This is a genomic window from Acidimicrobiales bacterium (assembly GCA_035536915.1).
In the GTDB taxonomy this organism is placed as follows: Bacteria; Actinomycetota; Acidimicrobiia; order Acidimicrobiales; family JAHWLA01; genus JAHWLA01.
Map to the genome: position 1 here is coordinate 34,769 of DATLNE010000001.1, position 16,129 is coordinate 50,897.

Below are 16,129 nucleotides of genomic sequence, written 5' to 3' on the forward strand. Positions count from 1 at the left end.
TGGCATGGATCTCTCGAAGGTGCTCGGTGACGTGTACGCCGGCAGTGCCCCCGCTCCCGCTCCCACCACCACGCCCGAATGGGCCGACGAGGCCCATCTCGACCAGGCGTTCGCCAACTGGACCCCCGGTCCCCCCGCCGACGCCCCCGCCGCTGAGCGGGAGATGGCGGCGCACGTCGACCCCACGTCACGGCGGCGCATCGACGACGACCTCGCCTCCGCCCTGACCGAGGCGCTGTCGGCCGCCCCGGCCGAGCCGGAGCCCGACTTGGCCGAACTGATCGCCGAGATCCCCGCTGCGCCCGTGGCACCCGAGCCGGTGCGCTCGTGGAGCCGAGGCGACGACGACGTACTGCCCAGCCGCGCCGGTACCCCCGGCCGCAAGTCGCGCTTCAGCCGCCGCTGAGCTTCAGCCCGCGCGGGCGCTGATCGTCACCGCTCGCGGCCCGGCAGGCAGCCGCAGGGTGAACTTCGAGCCCTGTCCCTCCGTCGACTTCACCGACACATGCCCGCCGTGGTGCCCGGCAACGTGGCGCACGATGGCCAAGCCCAACCCGGTCCCCGGCACCTCGCGCCCCTTGGGCCGCTCCACCCGGTAGAACCGCTCGAAGATCCGTTCCAGGTCACGCGCCGGAATCCCCGGGCCGCGGTCGCGCACGGCGATCTCCAGGTCGGGCCCGTCGGTCGTCACCGTTACGTCGATCACCCCGCCCGCCTCGGAGAACTTCACTGCGTTCTCCACCAAGTGGTGCACGGCGGTCAGCAGTTGGCGCCGGTCGCCCAACACGGTGAGGCGCCGGGGCGGGTCGTCGACCTCCAACCGCACGTTGCGTTCGGTGGCCGTGCCCCGCACCCGTTCGACAGCTTGGGCCACCACCAGGTGTACCGGCACGGCCTCGCGCACCGGCGACTCCTGGGCCTCGACCCGGCTCAGCTCCAGCAGGTCGTCGATGAGCCGGCTGACCCGCCCGGCCTCGGTGCGCAGCCGGTCGCACAAGCGGGCGAACACCGCAGGGTCGCGCTCGGGTGCCAGCGTTTCCACCAGCACGGCCAAGGCGCTGACGGGGGCCTTGAGCTCCTGGCCCACGTTGGCCACGAAGTCACGGCGCACCGACTCCAAGCGACGGCGGTCGGAGACGTCTTCCACCACCAGCACCGCCCCGATGCTGCGGGCGCCGTCGTCGAGCGGCTCGGCCCGGAGCACGAAGCTCTGCCGGGGCGGCCCGAACAGGTCGAGGGTGCGGACCTCGCCGCGGCCTGCGAGGGCGCCCTCGATCAGGTTGCGCACCAGTTCTTCGGCTTGGGGCTCGCGGTCGCGCACCGCTTCGAAACGCGACGCCGCCTCGTTGACGAACACCGGCTCGGCGTGCTCGTCCCACACCATCACGCCCTCGGGCACTCGCCCCAGGGCGATGCCCAGGCGGACCGCGGCGGCCTCGGCTTCGGTGACGGCACCTACGCGCCCTTCGGCGGCCTGCTCCAAGCGGGCGAGCATGCGCTCGACGCCGCCCTTGGTGTCGACGCCCACGCCGGGACCTGTTTCCAGGCGGGTGGCGACCGAGGCCAGGCGCCGAGCCAGCGCCCGCCGACGTGCCCATGCCCGCCACAGCAGGAGGAGCACCAGCAGGACCAGCACGCCGGCCCCCGCCAGCACGGCCTGGTCGACCTCCGACAGCTCCATTGCCCCCAACGCTAGGCCACCCCCGCCCGCAGGCGAGGGACTGGCCCGTTCCTAGACTTCGTCTTCCTCTTCCGGGATGCCCAGGTCCCACTCCAGGATCAGGTTCTCGCGCTCGGCGTCACGGGCGACGCGCTCGCGGTTGCGGCGGAACTGGGGGTCGTGCGGCGGCAGCAGTACCAAGCGGGCCAGCGCCCGCTGGCGGAACTCCTCGATCAGGGCACGGTCGCCGAACTGCGACTGGATGTCCCAGTGGGGGGCGACGGGGCCCATGTAGACGACGCGAACATGCCCCTTGGGCGGTTCCTGGGCGAGTTCCTCGGGGGCTTGCGACATGGCTTCCACCCTAGCGGCCGACCTGTCGGGACCCCAGGGTGACAGTGACCCGCCGTTCCTGGCTGCCACGGTGGAACACCATCTCCACCTGGTCGCCGGGCTTCTTGGCCCGCACTGCTGTCACCAGTTCTTCGGCCGTCGTGATCTTCTTGCCGTCGAACGAGGTGATGACGTCGGACCGACGCAGCCCCACGTTCTCGGCGGGCGAGCCCGGCGTCACGGTGGCCACGACCGCGCCTTCGTCGACCTCGAAGCCCGACTGCTCTTTGAACTCCGGCGTCAGGGTGGCGGTCGACACGCCGAGGAACGCAGTGCTGCTGATGCCGCCGCCGCCTTGCTTCAACGTCTCCAGCATGGGCTTCACCGTGTTGATGGCGATGGCGAAGCCGATGTTCTGGGCGTCGCCCCGGATGGCGGTGTTCATGCCGATGACCTCGCCGTCGGAGTTGACCAGCGGCCCCCCCGAGTTGCCGGGGTTGATGGCCGCGTCGGTCTGGATGAGGCTCTCCAACTGCACGTCGTCGGCTTCCAGCACACGGTCCTTGGCCGACACGATGCCGAGGGTGACCGAGGGCCCGCCGGGCAGGGCCAAGGCGTTGCCGATGGCCACCACCTGGTCGCCCACCTGGATGCGGCTGGAGTCGCCCAGCGTCACCGCGGGCAGGCCCGAGGCGTTGCGGATCTTGAGCACGGCCACGTCGGAGGCCGGGTTGCTGCCCAGCAGGTCGGCGTCGCGGGCTTCGGCCTCGCCGCCGATGGTGACCTTGATCGACGTGGCCCCGTTGACCACGTGAGCGTTGGTGAGCACGTCGCCGTCGGCGCTGATGATCATGCCCGTGCCCGCCCCGCGCACCGGCTGCAGCCCGAAGAGGTCGCCGCCCTGGAAGGTGGAGGTGCGGATGGAGACCACGCCCGGCTGCACCTTGGCGAGGATCCCTTGGATGTCGCGGGGCTGGGTGATGGGGGCGCTGTTGTTCTCGTAGCGGACGGTCGTGGTGGCGCCGTCCTCGTCGAGCAGCACGGCTGCGCCGCCGCCGGCCAAGGCGCCTACGAGAGCGGCGACCAGGGCCACGACCGGCCATGCCGGGCTGCGCCGAGGGGCCGCCCCCGCAGCCGCGGGCGGCGGGGGCAACGGCCCGTCGACCGGGGGTTCGTCGGCGAGGGGCTGGGGCGGTTCGTCGGTGACGACGGTTTCCGTGGGCGGCTCGTCGGGCACGACGTCAGTGGTGGGCGGCGCGTCATCGGCCGCCTGCTCGTCAGTCGTACCCCATGACCACCTGCCTTGCGGGGTGGAATCGTCCGTATCGTCCACGTTGGCCTCCTACAGCCTTACAGTGCAGTAACCGGGAACCAACACCAGTCGTCGCTCGTTCCAAGAGGACGGAGGTGTCGATGGACACTCAATGGATGGCCGAGGGCAACTGTCGCACAGAGCCGCCCTCCACCTTTTTCCCGAGCGACGGCGTAGGCGTTGAGGTAGCTCGGCGCATCTGTGCCACCTGCCCTGTGCAGGCGCCGTGCCTGGAGTATGCCCTTTTGCACCGAATTGATCACGGTGTGTGGGGCGGTGCTTCCGAACGGGAGCGCCGGCGCATCGCCCGCCAGCGACGGCTGGCCCGCGCCACCGCCCGCTCACGCTGACCCCCCGAGCACCGTCTCGGCCAAGGCCCGGGCGCGCTGGCGCACGCGCGTGCCCACCGACGGCGGGGCGGGCGCAGGCATCGAGGCGGCGGCGCTGAGCACGTCGTCGACGGTGCCGTCGCCCACCGCGGTGTAGACGACCCCGCCTGCCTCCCACGTCACCGTCACGCCGCCGGGCCACGTATGGACGGCCGCCGTGCGCGTGCCCAGCGCCACCCACATGACGTTGCCGGGCATGGCGTCGATGTCGAGGCGGCCGGCCTGGAGGAACACCGACAGCCCGTGGAGGCCGTCGCTGTAGACCGCTTGGACGACATCGCCGCGGCGGTAGGCCGCCACCCGCTGGTAGCCGGCCGCCAACGCCTGCGGCGCCCGGTACCGGGAGGGCAGGTCGGTCGGAGCGTCGGCCGGGCCGGGCACCACCACGTCGTCGGGCGGCAACAGCAACAACGACTCGATGCGTACCACCCGCACCGGCCGGCCCGTGCCGTCGAACTGGGCCCGCTCGAGCACCAGGCTGGTCTCGGCGTCGAGGGCGAGGCGCTCGCGCAGCCTGCCGCTCACGAAGACGTCGACCGCGGTGGTGGAGCGGCCTGCCACGACCGTGCCCGGACGGGTGCGCAGGTCGTACTTGGGGCCGGGGGCAGGCGGCTGGAGCAGCGCCCCGTTCGACCATTGGAGGCCGCCCACCCGCACGGTGCCCTGGTCGGAGTGGACCTCGACGAGCTCGTCGTGCACGCCGTCGGCGTCGGCCCACTGCACCGAGACGGCAGCCCGGAAACGCAGGGTGGTGGCGGCGTCGCGGGCGCCCTGGAGCGGGTCGTCGGCGGCCGCGGCGGGGACCACGAGGGTCGTGGCCACGGCCAGCACGGCGACGAGGGTGCGACGCATCACTCGCCGAACCTCACGGGCACGGCGGCGGGGGTGAGCACCGACACCGGGTCCGTGCCTGGACCCGAGGTGGCGTGCACGTCGACCAGTTGCGCCACCCGGGGCCGCACGGGACGAGGGTCGGGCGTCGCCACGGCGAACAACATGGCCGCGGCAGCAGCCAGCACCGCGCCCGCAGCCGCCGCCCCCCTCGTTCTGGTGGGGGAATCCCGCGCCCCAGCGCTGGATTCCCCCACCAGAACGGCGGGAGGGTCGAGCCAAGGCAGGTCGCGGACTGCACGGCGCACCCGTTGGAGGTCGGCCAGTTCGGCGGCGCAGTCGGCGCAGCCCGCCAGATGGGCCAGCACCTCGGACTCCTCGGCGGGCGACAGCTCGCCGTCGGCCAGCGCGCTCAGCAGTTCGCCGTCGATCATCCCAGCGCCTCACGCAACAGGGCGCGGCCCCGGTGGATGCGGCTGCGCACGGTCCCCACCGGCACGTCGAGGGCCTCGCTGATCTCGGCGTACGACAGGCCCGCCACGTCGCACAGCACGACGGCCGCCCGGTAGTCGTCGGGCAGGCGCAGCAGAGCGGCCTGCACATGGTCGGACAGCCGAGCGGCATCGAGCGCCTCGTCGGGCGCGGGCGCAGCAGGCAGCACCCGGTCGGGATCGTCCGGGAGCGCGTCGGCAGGTCGCCGCTTGCGGCGCCGCACGTCGTCGAGGAACACGTTCGTCGTGATCCTGCTCAACCACCCTTCCATCGACCCCGGCCGGTAACTCGCGAGCCCGCGTCGGACCCGGAGGAGCACGTCCTGCACCAGGTCCTGCGCGTCGTCCTGGTTGCCGGTCAGTCGATAGGCGACCGTGAAGAGGAACCGACCGTAACGCCGGGCCACCTCTTCCCAGTCGGGGACCGACTGCTCGTCCTCCGTCTCCGTCATGCGGAACGACGGCGGGGAGCGGTCGGTTCCAGGTACCGCCTACTTCTTCTTGGTGGCGTCGTCGTCGGCGTCGTCCTGGGCACCCTCGGCCACGCCGTGCTTGAACTCCTTGGAGGCCTGGCCAAGCGACCGGGCGACCTTGGGCAGCCGGCTGCCGAACAGCAACAGCACGATGGCCAGCACGATGATCAGCTCGACCGGTCCGATGTTCGGCATATCAGGCTCCTTTGCGAACGGCTGCCAACAGCGACAGGTCGTCGACGTCCGTCACTGCAAACGGTAGCGCTCCCAAGCACGCGATCAGATGTGCCACCCCGACCTCCGCCCAGGCGCCCAGTTGTTCGCGCACCTGCTCGACGGTGCCGACCAGGGCGCCTTTGCGCCATTCCTCCAGCGGGGTGGCGTCGATCACGCCGGGCGGCGTGAGGGCCTGGAGGCGCTCGTACCGGCGGCGCACGTCGGCTTCGTCCTCCCCCACCAGCGTGTAGAGGTTGAGGCTGCGCTCGACGGTGGCCGGGTCGCGCCCGGCCCGTTCGCAAGCGGCGTCGAGGACGGCGGCGCGGACGCGGTAGCTCTCGGGGGTGTGGCGCCAGCCGGTGTTCCAGCCGTCGGCGTGACGGGCGACGACGTTGAGCAGGCGGTCGCCGCGTCCGCCAACGAAAACCGGGGGCCGAGGCTCCTGCACCGGGCGCGGCCGGCAGGGAGCGTCGTTCCAGCCGCCGGTGAACATGGCCTTGTAGACCTCGACCGCCTCGGCCAACTGCTGCAGCCGCACGCCGGGCCGTTCGAACGGCACCCCTGCCGCTTCGAACTCGGGCTCGTACCAGCCCGCCCCGAGGCCGACGGAGAGGCGCCCGCCGGAGAGCACGTCGACGGTGACGAGCGCCTTGGCGGCAACGGTGGGGGGGCGCAGTTGCGCGCACAGGACGAGGGTGCCGAGGCCCACGGTGGTGGTGGCGCGGGCCAGGCCGGCGAGGGCCGCAATGGGGTCGAGGGCGCTGGAGCGGCCGGGCGGGCCGCCGTACTTCTCGATCGACCAGAACAGGTGGTCGGCCAGCCACACCGAGTCGAGGCCGGAGGCCTCAGCGGCCGTGGCCCACTCCACCACGGCGTCCCACGGCAGCGGCGAGCGGCCGGGGACGGAGAAGTCGAACTGCGGGAGCGCGAGGCCGACGTCCATCGCTGTGCGAGCGTAGGCGGGTGCTCGAATGCGTGGTGAACGTGAGCGAGGGGCGGCGGCCCGAGGTGATCGAGGCCGTCGGGGCGGCGGCGGGCGCCGCCTTGCTCGACGTGCACTCCGACGTGTCGCACCACCGCTCGGTGTTCACGCTGGCGGGGACCGACGTGGAGGACGCGACGAGGGCGCTCGCCCGGGAGGCGGTGGCCCGCATCGACCTGCGGGCGCACGAGGGGGTGCACCCCCGGCTGGGAGTGGTCGACGTGGTGCCGTTCGTCCCACTGGACGACGACGACGCCGTGGGGGCACGGGACCGTTTCGCGGCGTGGGCGGCCGCTGAGTTGGACGTCCCGTGCTTCCTCTACGGGTCGGAGCGGTCGCTGCCCGAGGTGCGGCGGCGGGCGTTCGTCGACCTGGTGCCCGATGTCGGGGCGTCAGTGCCGCACCCGACCGCGGGCGCGGTGGCCGTGGGGGCCAGGCCGGTGCTGGTGGCCTACAACCTGTGGCTGGCGTCGGCCGACGTGGCCGTGGCCCGAGCGATCGCCCGGTCGTTGCGCAGCGAGCACGTGCGGGCGCTGGGGCTCGACGTGGACGGGCAGGCGCAGGTGTCGTGCAACCTCATCGCGCCACTCGTCGTGGGCCCCGATGTTGTCTACGACGCGGTGGCGGCGACCACCGAGGTCGCACGGGCGGAACTCGTCGGGCTGGCGCCCCACGCCGTGGTGGACGCCATCCCCCGCCACCGGTGGCCCGAGCTCGACCTGGACTCATCGAGAACGATCGAGGCCCGCCTGGAGCAGGCGGGCCTCGACGGGGGAAGGTTTTCTTGACGTGCCGGTCGTGGGAGGCACGTTTCTCAACGGGTCAGGAGGCGGATGCCGCCCCGTTGGCCCGGCGGGCCAAGGCCCTTGCTCGGCGGATGCGGCGGCGTTCGCGTTCGCTCATGCCGCCCCAGATGCCGAACTTCTCGCCGTTGGCGAGGGCGTACTCGAGGCAGTCCTCACGGACGACGCAGCCCCGGCACACCTCCTTCGCCTCTCGCGTCGATGCACCACGCTCGGGGAAGAACAGGTCTGGGTCAACGCCCATGCAGTTGGCTTGGTCCTGCCAGCTCCGCTCTTCGCTGTCGGTCAACACGTGCAGCAATCCATCCATCGGACAACCTCCCCTCTGACTGCCGTAACCCGCCGGGTGATGCCCTCGTAGCATCCCACCGATGTAATTACAACAATGTCATCATCCCCCGTTCGCTCGCGATGCGCAAGGGGGGATTTGGAATGGCCGAGAAGGAGCAGGTCGGGTCGGCCGCGCTGCAGGAAGCCGCCAAGCTGCTGCTGCCTCTCGGTGCTGTCGTCGTCGGCGCCGTCTTCCTGGTCGCAGGGGCGGCCAACCTCGGCTTCTACGACGCCTTCGGCATCCAGGACCTCCGCGTGGTCGGCATCGACAAGTCGGCCATCGTCGACCATGCCATCCTTCCGAGCGTCATCCTCACGCCGATGGTGGGAGGCCTCGTCGGGTACGCGTTGTGGGCCGCCCGGGTGAGCACCAAGGAGGTACCACCGCCTCCCGAGCTGCCCTCCCCCTCCCGCAAGCGACGGCACCTCGTGTTCGGCGTGGCAGTGGTCGTCTGCGGACTCGCCGCCATGGCTTGGCAGATCAAAGCCCGCCCCGGGATAGGCGTCGCGGGGTTCATCCTCGCGGGGTTCGCTCTCGCGGTGGTGAAGAACGCCCCCCGCACCGTGCGGTGGACCGTGACGCATCCTTGGCAGTTCATCGGCGCATGCGTGGCCGTCACTGCGCTGGTTGCCTTCATGGCCTTCTTGCAAGGTGCGGCCTGGGGGAAGGCGGTGGCGGAGCGGCGGAGAGCCGACCCACCCGCGCTGGCGTACGTGGTCCTCGTGCAGTGGCCCAGAGGCGCCGTGCTGGACGAGCGCGCCGACCTGTGCACCAGCGACATCCTGCTCGGGCGCGCCGGTGGCACCTACGTGCTCTTCAACGTGCGCACCCGCTTGGTTCACGAAGTTCCGGCGAACCAACCGCTCACGCGCATCTCGCTCAGAGCCGTCATGCCCACCGGCTGCCCATCCTGAGGGGCCCATCAGTACAGCTTTCGTGCGAACTGGACCGCGGACGGGGAAAAGGAGGGGCGCGCTCGCTGGTGGCGGGGCATGATCCAGCGATGGAAGGTGCGGGACTCGCTGAGCTTGTCGCGGCCATGGAAGAGATCGACGAGGACGAGCTCTTCCTTGACCTCGTTGAAGCACGTCGGATCGTCGATGACCGTTCGGAACTTCACTTCACTGTGCGCAGGCGCACAGTGGTCCATAGCGAATGGGTCGTCGTTGCGCATGGCGTCCGCGAGACCCGCCTGACGCTGGGGCCGCACGGCTGGCTCAGCTTGGAGTCGAGCCACCCACTGCTCCTGGATCACACGGACACGATGGGTGAGCTCTACCTGAAGGAACGAGCAACTGAGGCCGGCGAGGTGCTTGCGGCGATCTGGCTCGCCCATCGGGAGATCGTCGGCGAGTGGCGGCCACTCGCTCGCTACCTCAACTCGCTCGTCGACCCTCTGGACCTGCTTCGGGGAGGTATGGGCGTACTCGCATGCGGGCCGCAAACGCTGCTGAACGGCTACCGGGACGCGATCACCCCGCTCGTAGAGACGGGATCCCTCCTTCCCACCGGACCTGCCAAGCGTTGGGTTGTAGGGGGGATGTGGGATGAAGAGGGGATGTGGGTCGAAGAGGGGATGTGGGTCGAGGAGAACGAGCCGCTCGTCGCCCTGGTTCTCCCGTATAGCGATGGCTTGTCCGTCGGACAGAACCAGTCGCGGTCATCGTGGCTCGTCGCGCAGTCAGTCGACGCGCGCAGATTGGACGGATAGCCGCCCGACTCAGAGAGAAGTGACTCCTCCTCAGGCACTGCGGTTGCCCCGGCCCCGCATGGCCCGCTTCTGCTCGATGAAATCGACGAGCACGTAGTCGCCGAGGGTCTCGGGCGTGGTAAAGAAGGCCCGGCCCCGATTGAGCTCGGTGAGCTTCTCCACGAACTGCCGGAGGTACGACGTGGCGTCGAGCATGAAGGTGTTGATGCGGATGCCCTCACGGGTGCAGCGCATGACCTCGGCCAGCGTGGCGTCGACCGTCTCCTGCACCGGCGGGTAGCTGAAGAACGGCACGTCGGAGCCGGGCGGGAAGTGGGCGGTGGGCTCGCCGTCGGTGATCATGATGATCTGCTTCGTCCCCGACTGGCGGGCCAGCATCCGGCGGCTCAGCAGGAACCCGTGCTGCATGTTGGTGCCGTACACGAAGTCCCACGACACCTCGGGCAGGTGCTCGGGCTTGAGCTCCCGGGCCACCTCGCTGAACCCGACGATGCCCAGGAAGTCGCGCGGGTACTGGGTGGCGATCAGCGAGTGCAGCGCCATGGCCACCTTCTTGGCCGCCAGGAAGTTGTCGCGCATGGGCATCGACAACGACAGGTCGACCATCAACACCGTGGAGGTGCGCGTCAGCGTCTCGGTGCGTTCCACCTCGAAGTCGTCGGGCGACAGCCGCACCGGCTTGCCTCCCCCGGTCCGCTGCACGGCGTTGCGCACGGTGCGCTCGATCGACAGGTTGAAAGGGTCACCGAACTCGTAGGGCTTCGTCTCGTACGCCCGCTCGTGGCCGATGCCCACGGAGTCGGCCGAATGCCGGCCGAGCCGGTCCTTGGCCAAGTTGTCGAACAGGTCCGACAGCGCGTTCGCGCCGACCTTGCGCAGGCCTCGCGGCGTGAGCTCGAGGCGTCCCTCGCGCTGCTCGATGAGCCCGGCCTGCTCCAGCATCCGGGTCAGCTCGGCCATGCGTTCCAAGGAGCGAGCCCCGTCCTCGCCCAACAACGACCGCGCCCGGTCGAGGTCGACCTCGGCCAACGCACCCGGCGAGCCCGCCGAACGCAGCAGGTTCTCCAGTTGGTCGATGTCGCCGAGCTCGTCCATCAAGCCCGCCGCGTCGGCAAAGCCGAGGGGGTCCTGGCCGCTGAAGTCGTACGACCGGTTCCACCCGGCGGCGGGGAAGGCGTTGCGCAGGTTGTCGCTCAGCCGCGACACCTGCCAGCGCAGGTCCATGTCCTCCAGCAGCGACTCGGCCAAGCCCTGCAACTGCGCCCGCTGGTCAGGCGTCATCGAGTTGAGCATCGACTGCATGGCCGCCATCTGGCGGGCCATGTTCTCCAGCAGCTCGTCGAGGCTCTGCGGGTCGCCGGGCACCATGTCGCCGAACTGCTCCATGAAGCGCTCGAAGGCGGCGTCTGTGTCGGCGCCTGCCTCGCGCATCTCCAGCAGCTCGTTCAGCGCGTTGAACATGTCCTTGGTGCGCTGGAGCTGTTCGGGCGAGATGTCGGACATGGCGCCCGCCATCTGGTTGAACATGCTCTGCATGAGCTCGCGGCGCAGCTGGTCGAGCAGCTCGTCGAACTTCTCCCGAGCCTCGGTCGAGGTGAACTCGTACTCCTGCAGCCCGCGCACCATGCCCGACAGGTCGGGCGGCACGAGGTCGAGTTGCATCCGCCGTTCGGCTGCCACTTCCTCGGTGATCTCCCGGCGCCGCTCGTCGCCCGACGCCCGCGCTTCCTCGACGAGCTTGTCGAGGCCTTCCCGTTCGATGTCCATGACGTCGCGCAGCCGCTGGGCGATGTCGTCGTACACGCCGCCGAGGTCGTAGCGCTCCAACTCGTCGCGCCGCCGGCGCTTGAGGCGCTCCAGCAGTTCGCGCATGCCCGCCACCCGTTCGTCGTTGCGGTCGCGGAAGCCCTGTTGCATCAGCCGGCGCAGGGCGGCGTTAAGGTCGCCGTGGTAGAGCAGGTCGTCGGTGAGCTGCTCCAGCACGTCGTCGGCACTCACCTCGAAGCCGACCTGCGTGCCGTCCCAACGTGAATAACCAAACCGATTGGGCATCAATGCCAGCCTAGGGGTCTTTACGAATTGCGCAGGCTTCCGTAGCCTGGCCGCAGAAGTAGCACTCAACTGGGGTCGGCGGGTTGGGGGTCAGCATCATGAAGCGGCTCGCAGTGGTCACCATCGGGGCCATCGTCGTCACCGGCATCGGTCCTGCAACCGCGGGCATCGGCGGCGGCGAAAACGGCTCGTGGTGCGCGGACCGCTCCTCCCTCGACGCTCGTGTTGACGGGCCCGCCGACGTGGTCGTCGTCGTCGGTGCAGGCAGCCGGCCCGACAAGCCCGTGAAGAGCGCCTTCGCATGTGTCGACGGCAACGTCGGCCGCCGCTACAGCGTCGATGCCCTCGTCACCACGTGGATCGACACGGAGTACGGCCGGGCCGGCTACTCCTGCCCGCGCCAGCCCGTGCAAGCGGTCCAGTGCAGGCGCACCAGCTTCCAGCTGCCCGCCCAGTCGTCGAACCAGCTCGAATCGGCAGACAACGCCTGGACAATCGAGCTGCTCGGCGCGGGCGTCGCCTACGACCTCGACCTGTCGAGGAGCCGGACCGCCGCCCACACACCCGGCGCGTGTGCCCGCGAGGTGTGCCACGAACCCGGCGCATACGGCGCCTGGGCCGACACCGGTCCCGCCGATGCCCCGCCTCCCGATCCCGACTGCGGCGAGCAGTGCGTCACCGCCGCCGAGCGGCGTTCGAGCGAGAGCCCGGGCGTCGGCGTCGGCGTCGAAGGCGTCCCCGCCGAGCCGGCGCCCGGCGACTGAAGGATTTCTGCGAACGCGGTAACCCTGGCGGGGGCCTCCGTTCGTTAGGACGATGATGCGCACCCGCTGCCGGCGCGACGCCGAGTTCGAGGAGTTCTTCCGCTCGAACTACCCGCGGGCTTTTGGGGTCGCGGTGCGGATGCTGGGCGGGGCCGCCGAGGCCGAGGACGCTGCCGCCGAGGCGTTCTCTCGTGCCCTCGTCCGCTGGCCGCGGGTGCGCGGGCTCGACTACCGCGACGCGTGGGTGATGCGGGTCACTGCCAACGTCGCCATCGACATGTTGCGCCGCCGTCGGGCCATGCCCGACGTGCGCACCGAAGTCGACGACCCGCAGGGCTCCACCGTCGAACGCATGTGGCTGCTGGGGGCGCTCGACAAGCTCCCCGACCGCCAGCGTGAAGTGTTGCTGCTGCGCTACTTCGGCGACCTCGCCGATGACGACATCGCCCAATGCCTGTCGATGGCGAACGGCACGGTGAAGTCGCATGTCCACCGCGGGCTCGTCCGACTGCGCGAGCGGTTCGGGGTCGACATCGAGCCGCCTGACGGGAAGGAGGTGCAGGTTGCCGTCGACCTTCACCACTGATCCGATCGGGCCGCGCTCGGTCGACGAGATGCTCGACGTGGTCTACGGCCGCGCCGACGCCTTGCAACGCCGTCGCACCGTCCAGCGAATGGGCGGAGGAATTGCCGCGGTGGTTCTGGCCCTGGTGGCGACCCTGACAGTGCAGGGAAGCAACGAGGGGGCAAGCGTGCGATCGGTCGACGACCCGAACGGCAAGCAGGAGGAACAGGCCCCCGACAACGGCGAAGGCGGCGGCTCCCCCTCGGGCGGTGAGGCTCCAGGGTCGGCGCCCCCCGGCGATGCCGCCGGCACGGCTGCTCGGTCGACGCCGTCGAGCGTGCCTGCCAAAGCGGTCGCCACCACCGTCCCCCCCGTGATGACGCCGCCCGCTGCGGCCATCGAGACATGGAAGACGGTCGGCGACGCAAAGGGCGACGCCACACCCGACCGGTGGTACTACGACATCACCACTGCGGCCATGGAGTACGACCCCAACCGCAGCACGGTCATTTTCACCACCTCCTACCGGGCCCCCACCGGCTCTACCAGCGGCCGCCAGGAACGCGAGATGGAGTCCGAGTTCACCTTCGACGACACAACCCACAGCGTCAACGTGCGGGAATCGGGAGACCAGTTGGGCGAGGTGCACATCGACGACGTACACCCGTGCCCCGGGTGCACGGCGACGTTCGACGCCGCCGCCGGCCGCTTGGTGGTGACGGTGCCGATGTCGGTGATGAACGACGTGATGGCTCGGGAGAGCGACGCCCGGCTCCAGGCAGGCGCCCGCATCGACACGTTGGTCGCCACCTCGGCCACCGTGGGGGCGGGCAACGCCACAGTCCAAGCCGACACGGCGAGGGAGGACGGCTGATGGTCTCCGTCGACACGCCCACGTTGGCACTGGTGGTGGCCCGCGACCTCGGCGCCGTCTCCGAAGCGCTCGGCCGCTCCGGACTGAACGAAGCGGCCGCGATGGCCGGCGGCGCGCCGAGCATCCCGCACCGCACGGTCGTCATCGACAACGTCGACGGCCGCCACGCCCTGTGCCGTCTGGCGGCGGCTAATGGCTGGATGGTGCTCCTGGCACCCGCAGTGGCCTACCGCCGGGCCACCACATTGCTGATCCTCGCCACACGGCTGCCCACGTCGCGGCGGGTCCTCCACGTGGACGAACTGCTCATGTACCAAGTGCTGGCCGCTTCCACCAACGAGGAGCAGGAAGCGCTCGTCAACGCCGTGCTGGCGCCGGTACTCGCCTTGCCCCCTGCGTTGGGCAACCGCCTGCTCACAACCCTCGAAGCACTGCACTGGAACGACGGCTCGGCCAAGAGCACGGCCCGCGCCCTCGGCCTGCACAGCAAGACCGTCCTCAACCGGGTCCGCCGGTTCGAGGCACTGACGGGGCTCAGCCTCGACCGCCCGCCCGACCGACTGCGCGCCGACGTCGCCCTCTACGTCCTCCGGATGCGCGGTCGGTTGGCGCGGGTGGAAATCGAACGGGGTGCGACGCCTGCCGACGCCCCGCGGGGTAACGGCAACGGGATCCTGCGGGCGTCGCGCGTCGGCCTGGCCGCCGCCCCCTCGTAGCTCAGCGGCCCCGGTAGGTGGCCCGGCCGGGGACGGCTTCCTTGTTGAGCCGCTTCGACAGGTGCAGCCCTTCCAGCACGAACTCGGCCGCACTGGCGACCGCAGCGGGCGTCTCGCTGCCCGCCAGTTCCATGACCGGCGCTTTGAGCACGGGCATGGTGGCCAACGTCTCCACGTAGGTGGCCGAGGGGACGTCGTCGCCCGCGTGCACGACCGTGCCCTCGTCGAAGGCCACGACGACGTCGCGGAACAGGTCCATGGGGCAGCGGTCCTTGAACACGGTGAGCACGGCCGACTTCACCAGCCGCTCGACGATCTGCTCGTCGCGCCCTTCCTCCAACGTCTCGATCTCGACCTTGCCCGCGGTCGACGAGGCGAGGGCATCGAGGTCGCTGACGCGAGGCACGACGTCCTTCTCGCCCAGGCGCAGCGCCCGCCGGGCGGCGTTGGCCACGAGGGTCTCGTAGTTGGCGATGCTGAGGCGCACCGACACGCCCGAGCGCTGGTTGATGTGGGCGCTGGCCCGGGCCAGGTGGGTGAGCGTGGCCACGATCTCGGCCATGAACGACGGCACCTGCACCCGCAGCCCGAGGGCGTCGAGGGTGTCGGCCTCCTGGCGCACCACCTCCATCTCGGTGGCCGTGTCGAGGGGGTAGTGGGTGCGGATCTGGGCGCCGAAACGGTCCTTGAGGGGCGTGATGATGCGGCCCCGGTTGGTGTAGTCCTCGGGGTTGGCCGAGGCGACGAGCATGACGTCGAGCGGAAGGCGGATCTTGTAGCCGCGCACCTGCACGTCGCGCTCTTCGAGCACGTTGAGCAGGCCCACCTGGATGCGCTCGGCCAAGTCGGGGAGCTCGTTGATGGCGAAGACGCCGCGGTTGGTGCGCGGCACGAGCCCGTAGTGCAGCGTGAGCTCGTCGGAGAGGTACCGGCCCTCGGCCACCTTGATGGGGTCGACCTCGCCGATGAGGTCGGCGATGGAGGTGTCGGGGGTGGCCAGCTTCTCGCCGAAGCGGGTGCTGCGGTGGATCCACTCGACCGGCGTGTCGTCGCCTTTGTCGGCGATGAGGTCGCGGGCGTGCTTGCTGACCGGGTTGTAGGGGTCGTCGTTGATCTCGCTGCCCGACACGATCGGGAGCCACTCGTCGAGCAGGTTGGTGAGGCTGCGGATCATGCGGGTCTTGGCCTGGCCCCGCTCGCCCAGGAAGATGATGTCGTGGCCCGCCAGGAGGGCGTTCTCCAGTTGCGGCAGGACGGTGTCCTCGTAGCCGAGCACGCCTTCGACCAACGGCTTGCCCTCGGCGATGCGCGCCGCGGCGTTGCGCCGCACCTCTTCCTTGACGGGCACCGACTGCCAGCCGGATTCCTTCAGTTGGCCGAGCGTCGCCGGTCGAGACGTCATTGCCCGAATCTACGGCGGTTCGACCACATACGTGTCCGGGCCTCGCGTCGGGCTTGGTGGACGGCGTGCCAGTAGTCGGTGGCGGCCCGTTGGGGGCGGCCGGTGCGGCGAGCCCGCCAGTCGGAGACGGCGGCCACGACCAGCAGCAGCACCACGACGGCCGGGATCACCCACACGCCACCATCTTGGCGGACGGTACGGCGTTCGGGGGTAGCGTTCGCGGG

Annotated in this window: 21 protein-coding genes; 9 read left to right on the forward strand and 12 right to left on the reverse strand. The window is 70.5% G+C overall.

Features of this window, described 5'->3' with window-relative positions; all coding sequences use genetic code 11:
* The first annotated feature begins 4 nt into the window (after positions 1-4).
* Positions 5-406 carry a hypothetical protein gene (locus VM938_00185; protein HVF73433.1) on the forward strand — a complete coding sequence of 134 codons (402 nt, stop codon included), beginning with the start codon at positions 5-7 and terminating at the stop codon, positions 404-406.
* Between the two features lie 3 nt (positions 407-409).
* Here the strand turns inward: VM938_00185 and VM938_00190 are convergent, their stop codons facing one another.
* From VM938_00190 to VM938_00200, 3 genes are read right to left on the reverse strand one after another with little or no spacing between them, the layout of a single operon-like run.
* The gene (locus VM938_00190; protein ID HVF73434.1) at positions 410-1,681 is read right to left on the reverse strand and encodes an ATP-binding protein; all 1,272 of its coding nucleotides are present in this window, start codon (positions 1,679-1,681) and stop codon (positions 410-412) included.
* Between the two features lie 51 nt (positions 1,682-1,732).
* The gene (locus VM938_00195) at positions 1,733-2,014 is read right to left on the reverse strand and encodes a hypothetical protein (protein HVF73435.1); all 282 of its coding nucleotides are present in this window, start codon (positions 2,012-2,014) and stop codon (positions 1,733-1,735) included.
* Positions 2,015-2,024: 10 nt separating this feature from the next.
* Positions 2,025-3,326 carry a trypsin-like peptidase domain-containing protein gene (locus VM938_00200; GenBank protein HVF73436.1) on the reverse strand — a complete coding sequence of 434 codons (1,302 nt, stop codon included), beginning with the start codon at positions 3,324-3,326 and terminating at the stop codon, positions 2,025-2,027.
* 95 nt (positions 3,327-3,421) lie between these two features.
* On the opposite strand from VM938_00200, the gene VM938_00205 reads away from it, so the two are divergent.
* Positions 3,422-3,655 (forward strand): WhiB family transcriptional regulator, encoded by a 234-nt coding sequence (locus tag VM938_00205; protein HVF73437.1) that lies wholly within the window; start codon positions 3,422-3,424, stop codon positions 3,653-3,655.
* Here VM938_00205 and VM938_00210 read toward each other — a convergent pair.
* From VM938_00210 to VM938_00230, 5 genes are read right to left on the reverse strand one after another with little or no spacing between them, the layout of a single operon-like run.
* A complete protein-coding gene (locus tag VM938_00210; protein ID HVF73438.1) occupies positions 3,647-4,549 on the reverse strand; it encodes a hypothetical protein in 903 nt (300 codons plus the stop codon). The genes VM938_00205 and VM938_00210 overlap by 9 nt on opposite strands.
* A complete protein-coding gene (locus VM938_00215; GenBank protein ID HVF73439.1) occupies positions 4,546-4,959 on the reverse strand; it encodes a zf-HC2 domain-containing protein in 414 nt (137 codons plus the stop codon). Before VM938_00215 ends, VM938_00210 begins: the two co-directional genes overlap by 4 nt.
* Positions 4,956-5,468: a sigma-70 family RNA polymerase sigma factor gene (locus tag VM938_00220; protein HVF73440.1), complete on the reverse strand. Its 513-nt coding sequence runs from the start codon at positions 5,466-5,468 to the stop codon at positions 4,956-4,958. The genes VM938_00215 and VM938_00220 overlap by 4 nt, the downstream gene beginning before the upstream one ends.
* Before the next feature lie 39 nt (positions 5,469-5,507).
* Positions 5,508-5,684 carry a twin-arginine translocase TatA/TatE family subunit gene (locus VM938_00225; protein ID HVF73441.1) on the reverse strand — a complete coding sequence of 59 codons (177 nt, stop codon included), beginning with the start codon at positions 5,682-5,684 and terminating at the stop codon, positions 5,508-5,510.
* Between the two features lies 1 nt (position 5,685).
* Positions 5,686-6,648, reverse strand: a complete 963-nt coding sequence (locus VM938_00230) for an LLM class flavin-dependent oxidoreductase (protein HVF73442.1) — start codon at positions 6,646-6,648, stop codon at positions 5,686-5,688.
* Positions 6,649-6,668: 20 nt separating this feature from the next.
* Between VM938_00230 and VM938_00235 the strand changes: the two genes are divergently transcribed.
* Complete coding sequence (locus VM938_00235; protein HVF73443.1) at positions 6,669-7,475, forward strand: hypothetical protein; 807 nt, start codon at positions 6,669-6,671, stop codon at positions 7,473-7,475.
* A 34-nt stretch (positions 7,476-7,509) separates the two neighbouring features.
* Here the strand turns inward: VM938_00235 and VM938_00240 are convergent, their stop codons facing one another.
* Positions 7,510-7,800 (reverse strand): WhiB family transcriptional regulator, encoded by a 291-nt coding sequence (locus VM938_00240; GenBank protein ID HVF73444.1) that lies wholly within the window; start codon positions 7,798-7,800, stop codon positions 7,510-7,512.
* Between the two features lie 122 nt (positions 7,801-7,922).
* On the opposite strand from VM938_00240, the gene VM938_00245 reads away from it, so the two are divergent.
* Together VM938_00245 and VM938_00250 are read left to right on the forward strand one after the other, a co-directional pair.
* Positions 7,923-8,735 (forward strand): hypothetical protein, encoded by an 813-nt coding sequence (locus tag VM938_00245; GenBank protein HVF73445.1) that lies wholly within the window; start codon positions 7,923-7,925, stop codon positions 8,733-8,735.
* A gap of 125 nt (positions 8,736-8,860) precedes the next feature.
* Positions 8,861-9,532: a hypothetical protein gene (locus VM938_00250; protein ID HVF73446.1), complete on the forward strand. Its 672-nt coding sequence runs from the start codon at positions 8,861-8,863 to the stop codon at positions 9,530-9,532.
* Between the two features lie 30 nt (positions 9,533-9,562).
* Here the strand turns inward: VM938_00250 and VM938_00255 are convergent, their stop codons facing one another.
* Positions 9,563-11,584, reverse strand: coding sequence for a hypothetical protein (locus tag VM938_00255; GenBank protein HVF73447.1), 2,022 nt, complete (start codon positions 11,582-11,584; stop codon positions 9,563-9,565).
* Between the two features lie 98 nt (positions 11,585-11,682).
* Between VM938_00255 and VM938_00260 the strand changes: the two genes are divergently transcribed.
* From VM938_00260 to VM938_00275, 4 genes are read left to right on the forward strand one after another with little or no spacing between them, the layout of a single operon-like run.
* Positions 11,683-12,348 (forward strand): hypothetical protein, encoded by a 666-nt coding sequence (locus tag VM938_00260; protein ID HVF73448.1) that lies wholly within the window; start codon positions 11,683-11,685, stop codon positions 12,346-12,348.
* A gap of 52 nt (positions 12,349-12,400) precedes the next feature.
* On the forward strand, positions 12,401-12,934 hold the full coding sequence (locus VM938_00265; protein HVF73449.1) for a sigma-70 family RNA polymerase sigma factor: 534 nt from the start codon (positions 12,401-12,403) through the stop codon (positions 12,932-12,934).
* Positions 12,912-13,787 carry a hypothetical protein gene (locus VM938_00270; GenBank protein ID HVF73450.1) on the forward strand — a complete coding sequence of 292 codons (876 nt, stop codon included), beginning with the start codon at positions 12,912-12,914 and terminating at the stop codon, positions 13,785-13,787. The genes VM938_00265 and VM938_00270 overlap by 23 nt, the downstream gene beginning before the upstream one ends.
* Entirely contained in the window at positions 13,787-14,503 is a 717-nt protein-coding gene (locus VM938_00275) for a helix-turn-helix domain-containing protein (GenBank protein ID HVF73451.1), read from the forward strand. The genes VM938_00270 and VM938_00275 overlap by 1 nt, the downstream gene beginning before the upstream one ends.
* 1 nt (position 14,504) lies before the next feature.
* Here VM938_00275 and VM938_00280 read toward each other — a convergent pair whose 3' ends face one another.
* Together VM938_00280 and VM938_00285 are read right to left on the reverse strand one after the other, a co-directional pair.
* A complete protein-coding gene (locus tag VM938_00280; protein ID HVF73452.1) occupies positions 14,505-15,905 on the reverse strand; it encodes a sigma 54-interacting transcriptional regulator in 1,401 nt (466 codons plus the stop codon).
* On the reverse strand, positions 15,902-16,081 hold the full coding sequence (locus tag VM938_00285; protein ID HVF73453.1) for a hypothetical protein: 180 nt from the start codon (positions 16,079-16,081) through the stop codon (positions 15,902-15,904). The genes VM938_00280 and VM938_00285 overlap by 4 nt, the downstream gene beginning before the upstream one ends.
* Positions 16,082-16,129 lie beyond the last annotated feature (48 nt).

Bases quoted from the DNA above. Each gene is read 5' to 3' on its own strand.
- VM938_00185 (HVF73433.1), top strand. From the start codon at position 5: ATGGATCTCTCGAAGGTGCTCGGTGACGTGTACGCCGGCAGTGCCCCC.
- VM938_00190 (HVF73434.1), bottom strand. From the start codon at position 1,681: ATGGAGCTGTCGGAGGTCGACCAGGCCGTGCTGGCGGGGGCCGGCGTG.
- VM938_00195 (HVF73435.1), bottom strand. From the start codon at position 2,014: ATGTCGCAAGCCCCCGAGGAACTCGCCCAGGAACCGCCCAAGGGGCAT.
- VM938_00205 (HVF73437.1), top strand. From the start codon at position 3,422: ATGGCCGAGGGCAACTGTCGCACAGAGCCGCCCTCCACCTTTTTCCCG.
- VM938_00215 (HVF73439.1), bottom strand. From the start codon at position 4,959: ATGATCGACGGCGAACTGCTGAGCGCGCTGGCCGACGGCGAGCTGTCG.
- VM938_00220 (HVF73440.1), bottom strand. From the start codon at position 5,468: ATGACGGAGACGGAGGACGAGCAGTCGGTCCCCGACTGGGAAGAGGTG.
- VM938_00225 (HVF73441.1), bottom strand. From the start codon at position 5,684: ATGCCGAACATCGGACCGGTCGAGCTGATCATCGTGCTGGCCATCGTG.
- VM938_00230 (HVF73442.1), bottom strand. From the start codon at position 6,648: ATGGACGTCGGCCTCGCGCTCCCGCAGTTCGACTTCTCCGTCCCCGGC.
- VM938_00240 (HVF73444.1), bottom strand. From the start codon at position 7,800: ATGGATGGATTGCTGCACGTGTTGACCGACAGCGAAGAGCGGAGCTGG.
- VM938_00245 (HVF73445.1), top strand. From the start codon at position 7,923: ATGGCCGAGAAGGAGCAGGTCGGGTCGGCCGCGCTGCAGGAAGCCGCC.
- VM938_00250 (HVF73446.1), top strand. From the start codon at position 8,861: ATGGAAGAGATCGACGAGGACGAGCTCTTCCTTGACCTCGTTGAAGCA.
- VM938_00255 (HVF73447.1), bottom strand. From the start codon at position 11,584: ATGCCCAATCGGTTTGGTTATTCACGTTGGGACGGCACGCAGGTCGGC.
- VM938_00260 (HVF73448.1), top strand. From the start codon at position 11,683: ATGAAGCGGCTCGCAGTGGTCACCATCGGGGCCATCGTCGTCACCGGC.
- VM938_00265 (HVF73449.1), top strand. From the start codon at position 12,401: ATGATGCGCACCCGCTGCCGGCGCGACGCCGAGTTCGAGGAGTTCTTC.
- VM938_00275 (HVF73451.1), top strand. From the start codon at position 13,787: ATGGTCTCCGTCGACACGCCCACGTTGGCACTGGTGGTGGCCCGCGAC.
- VM938_00280 (HVF73452.1), bottom strand. From the start codon at position 15,905: ATGACGTCTCGACCGGCGACGCTCGGCCAACTGAAGGAATCCGGCTGG.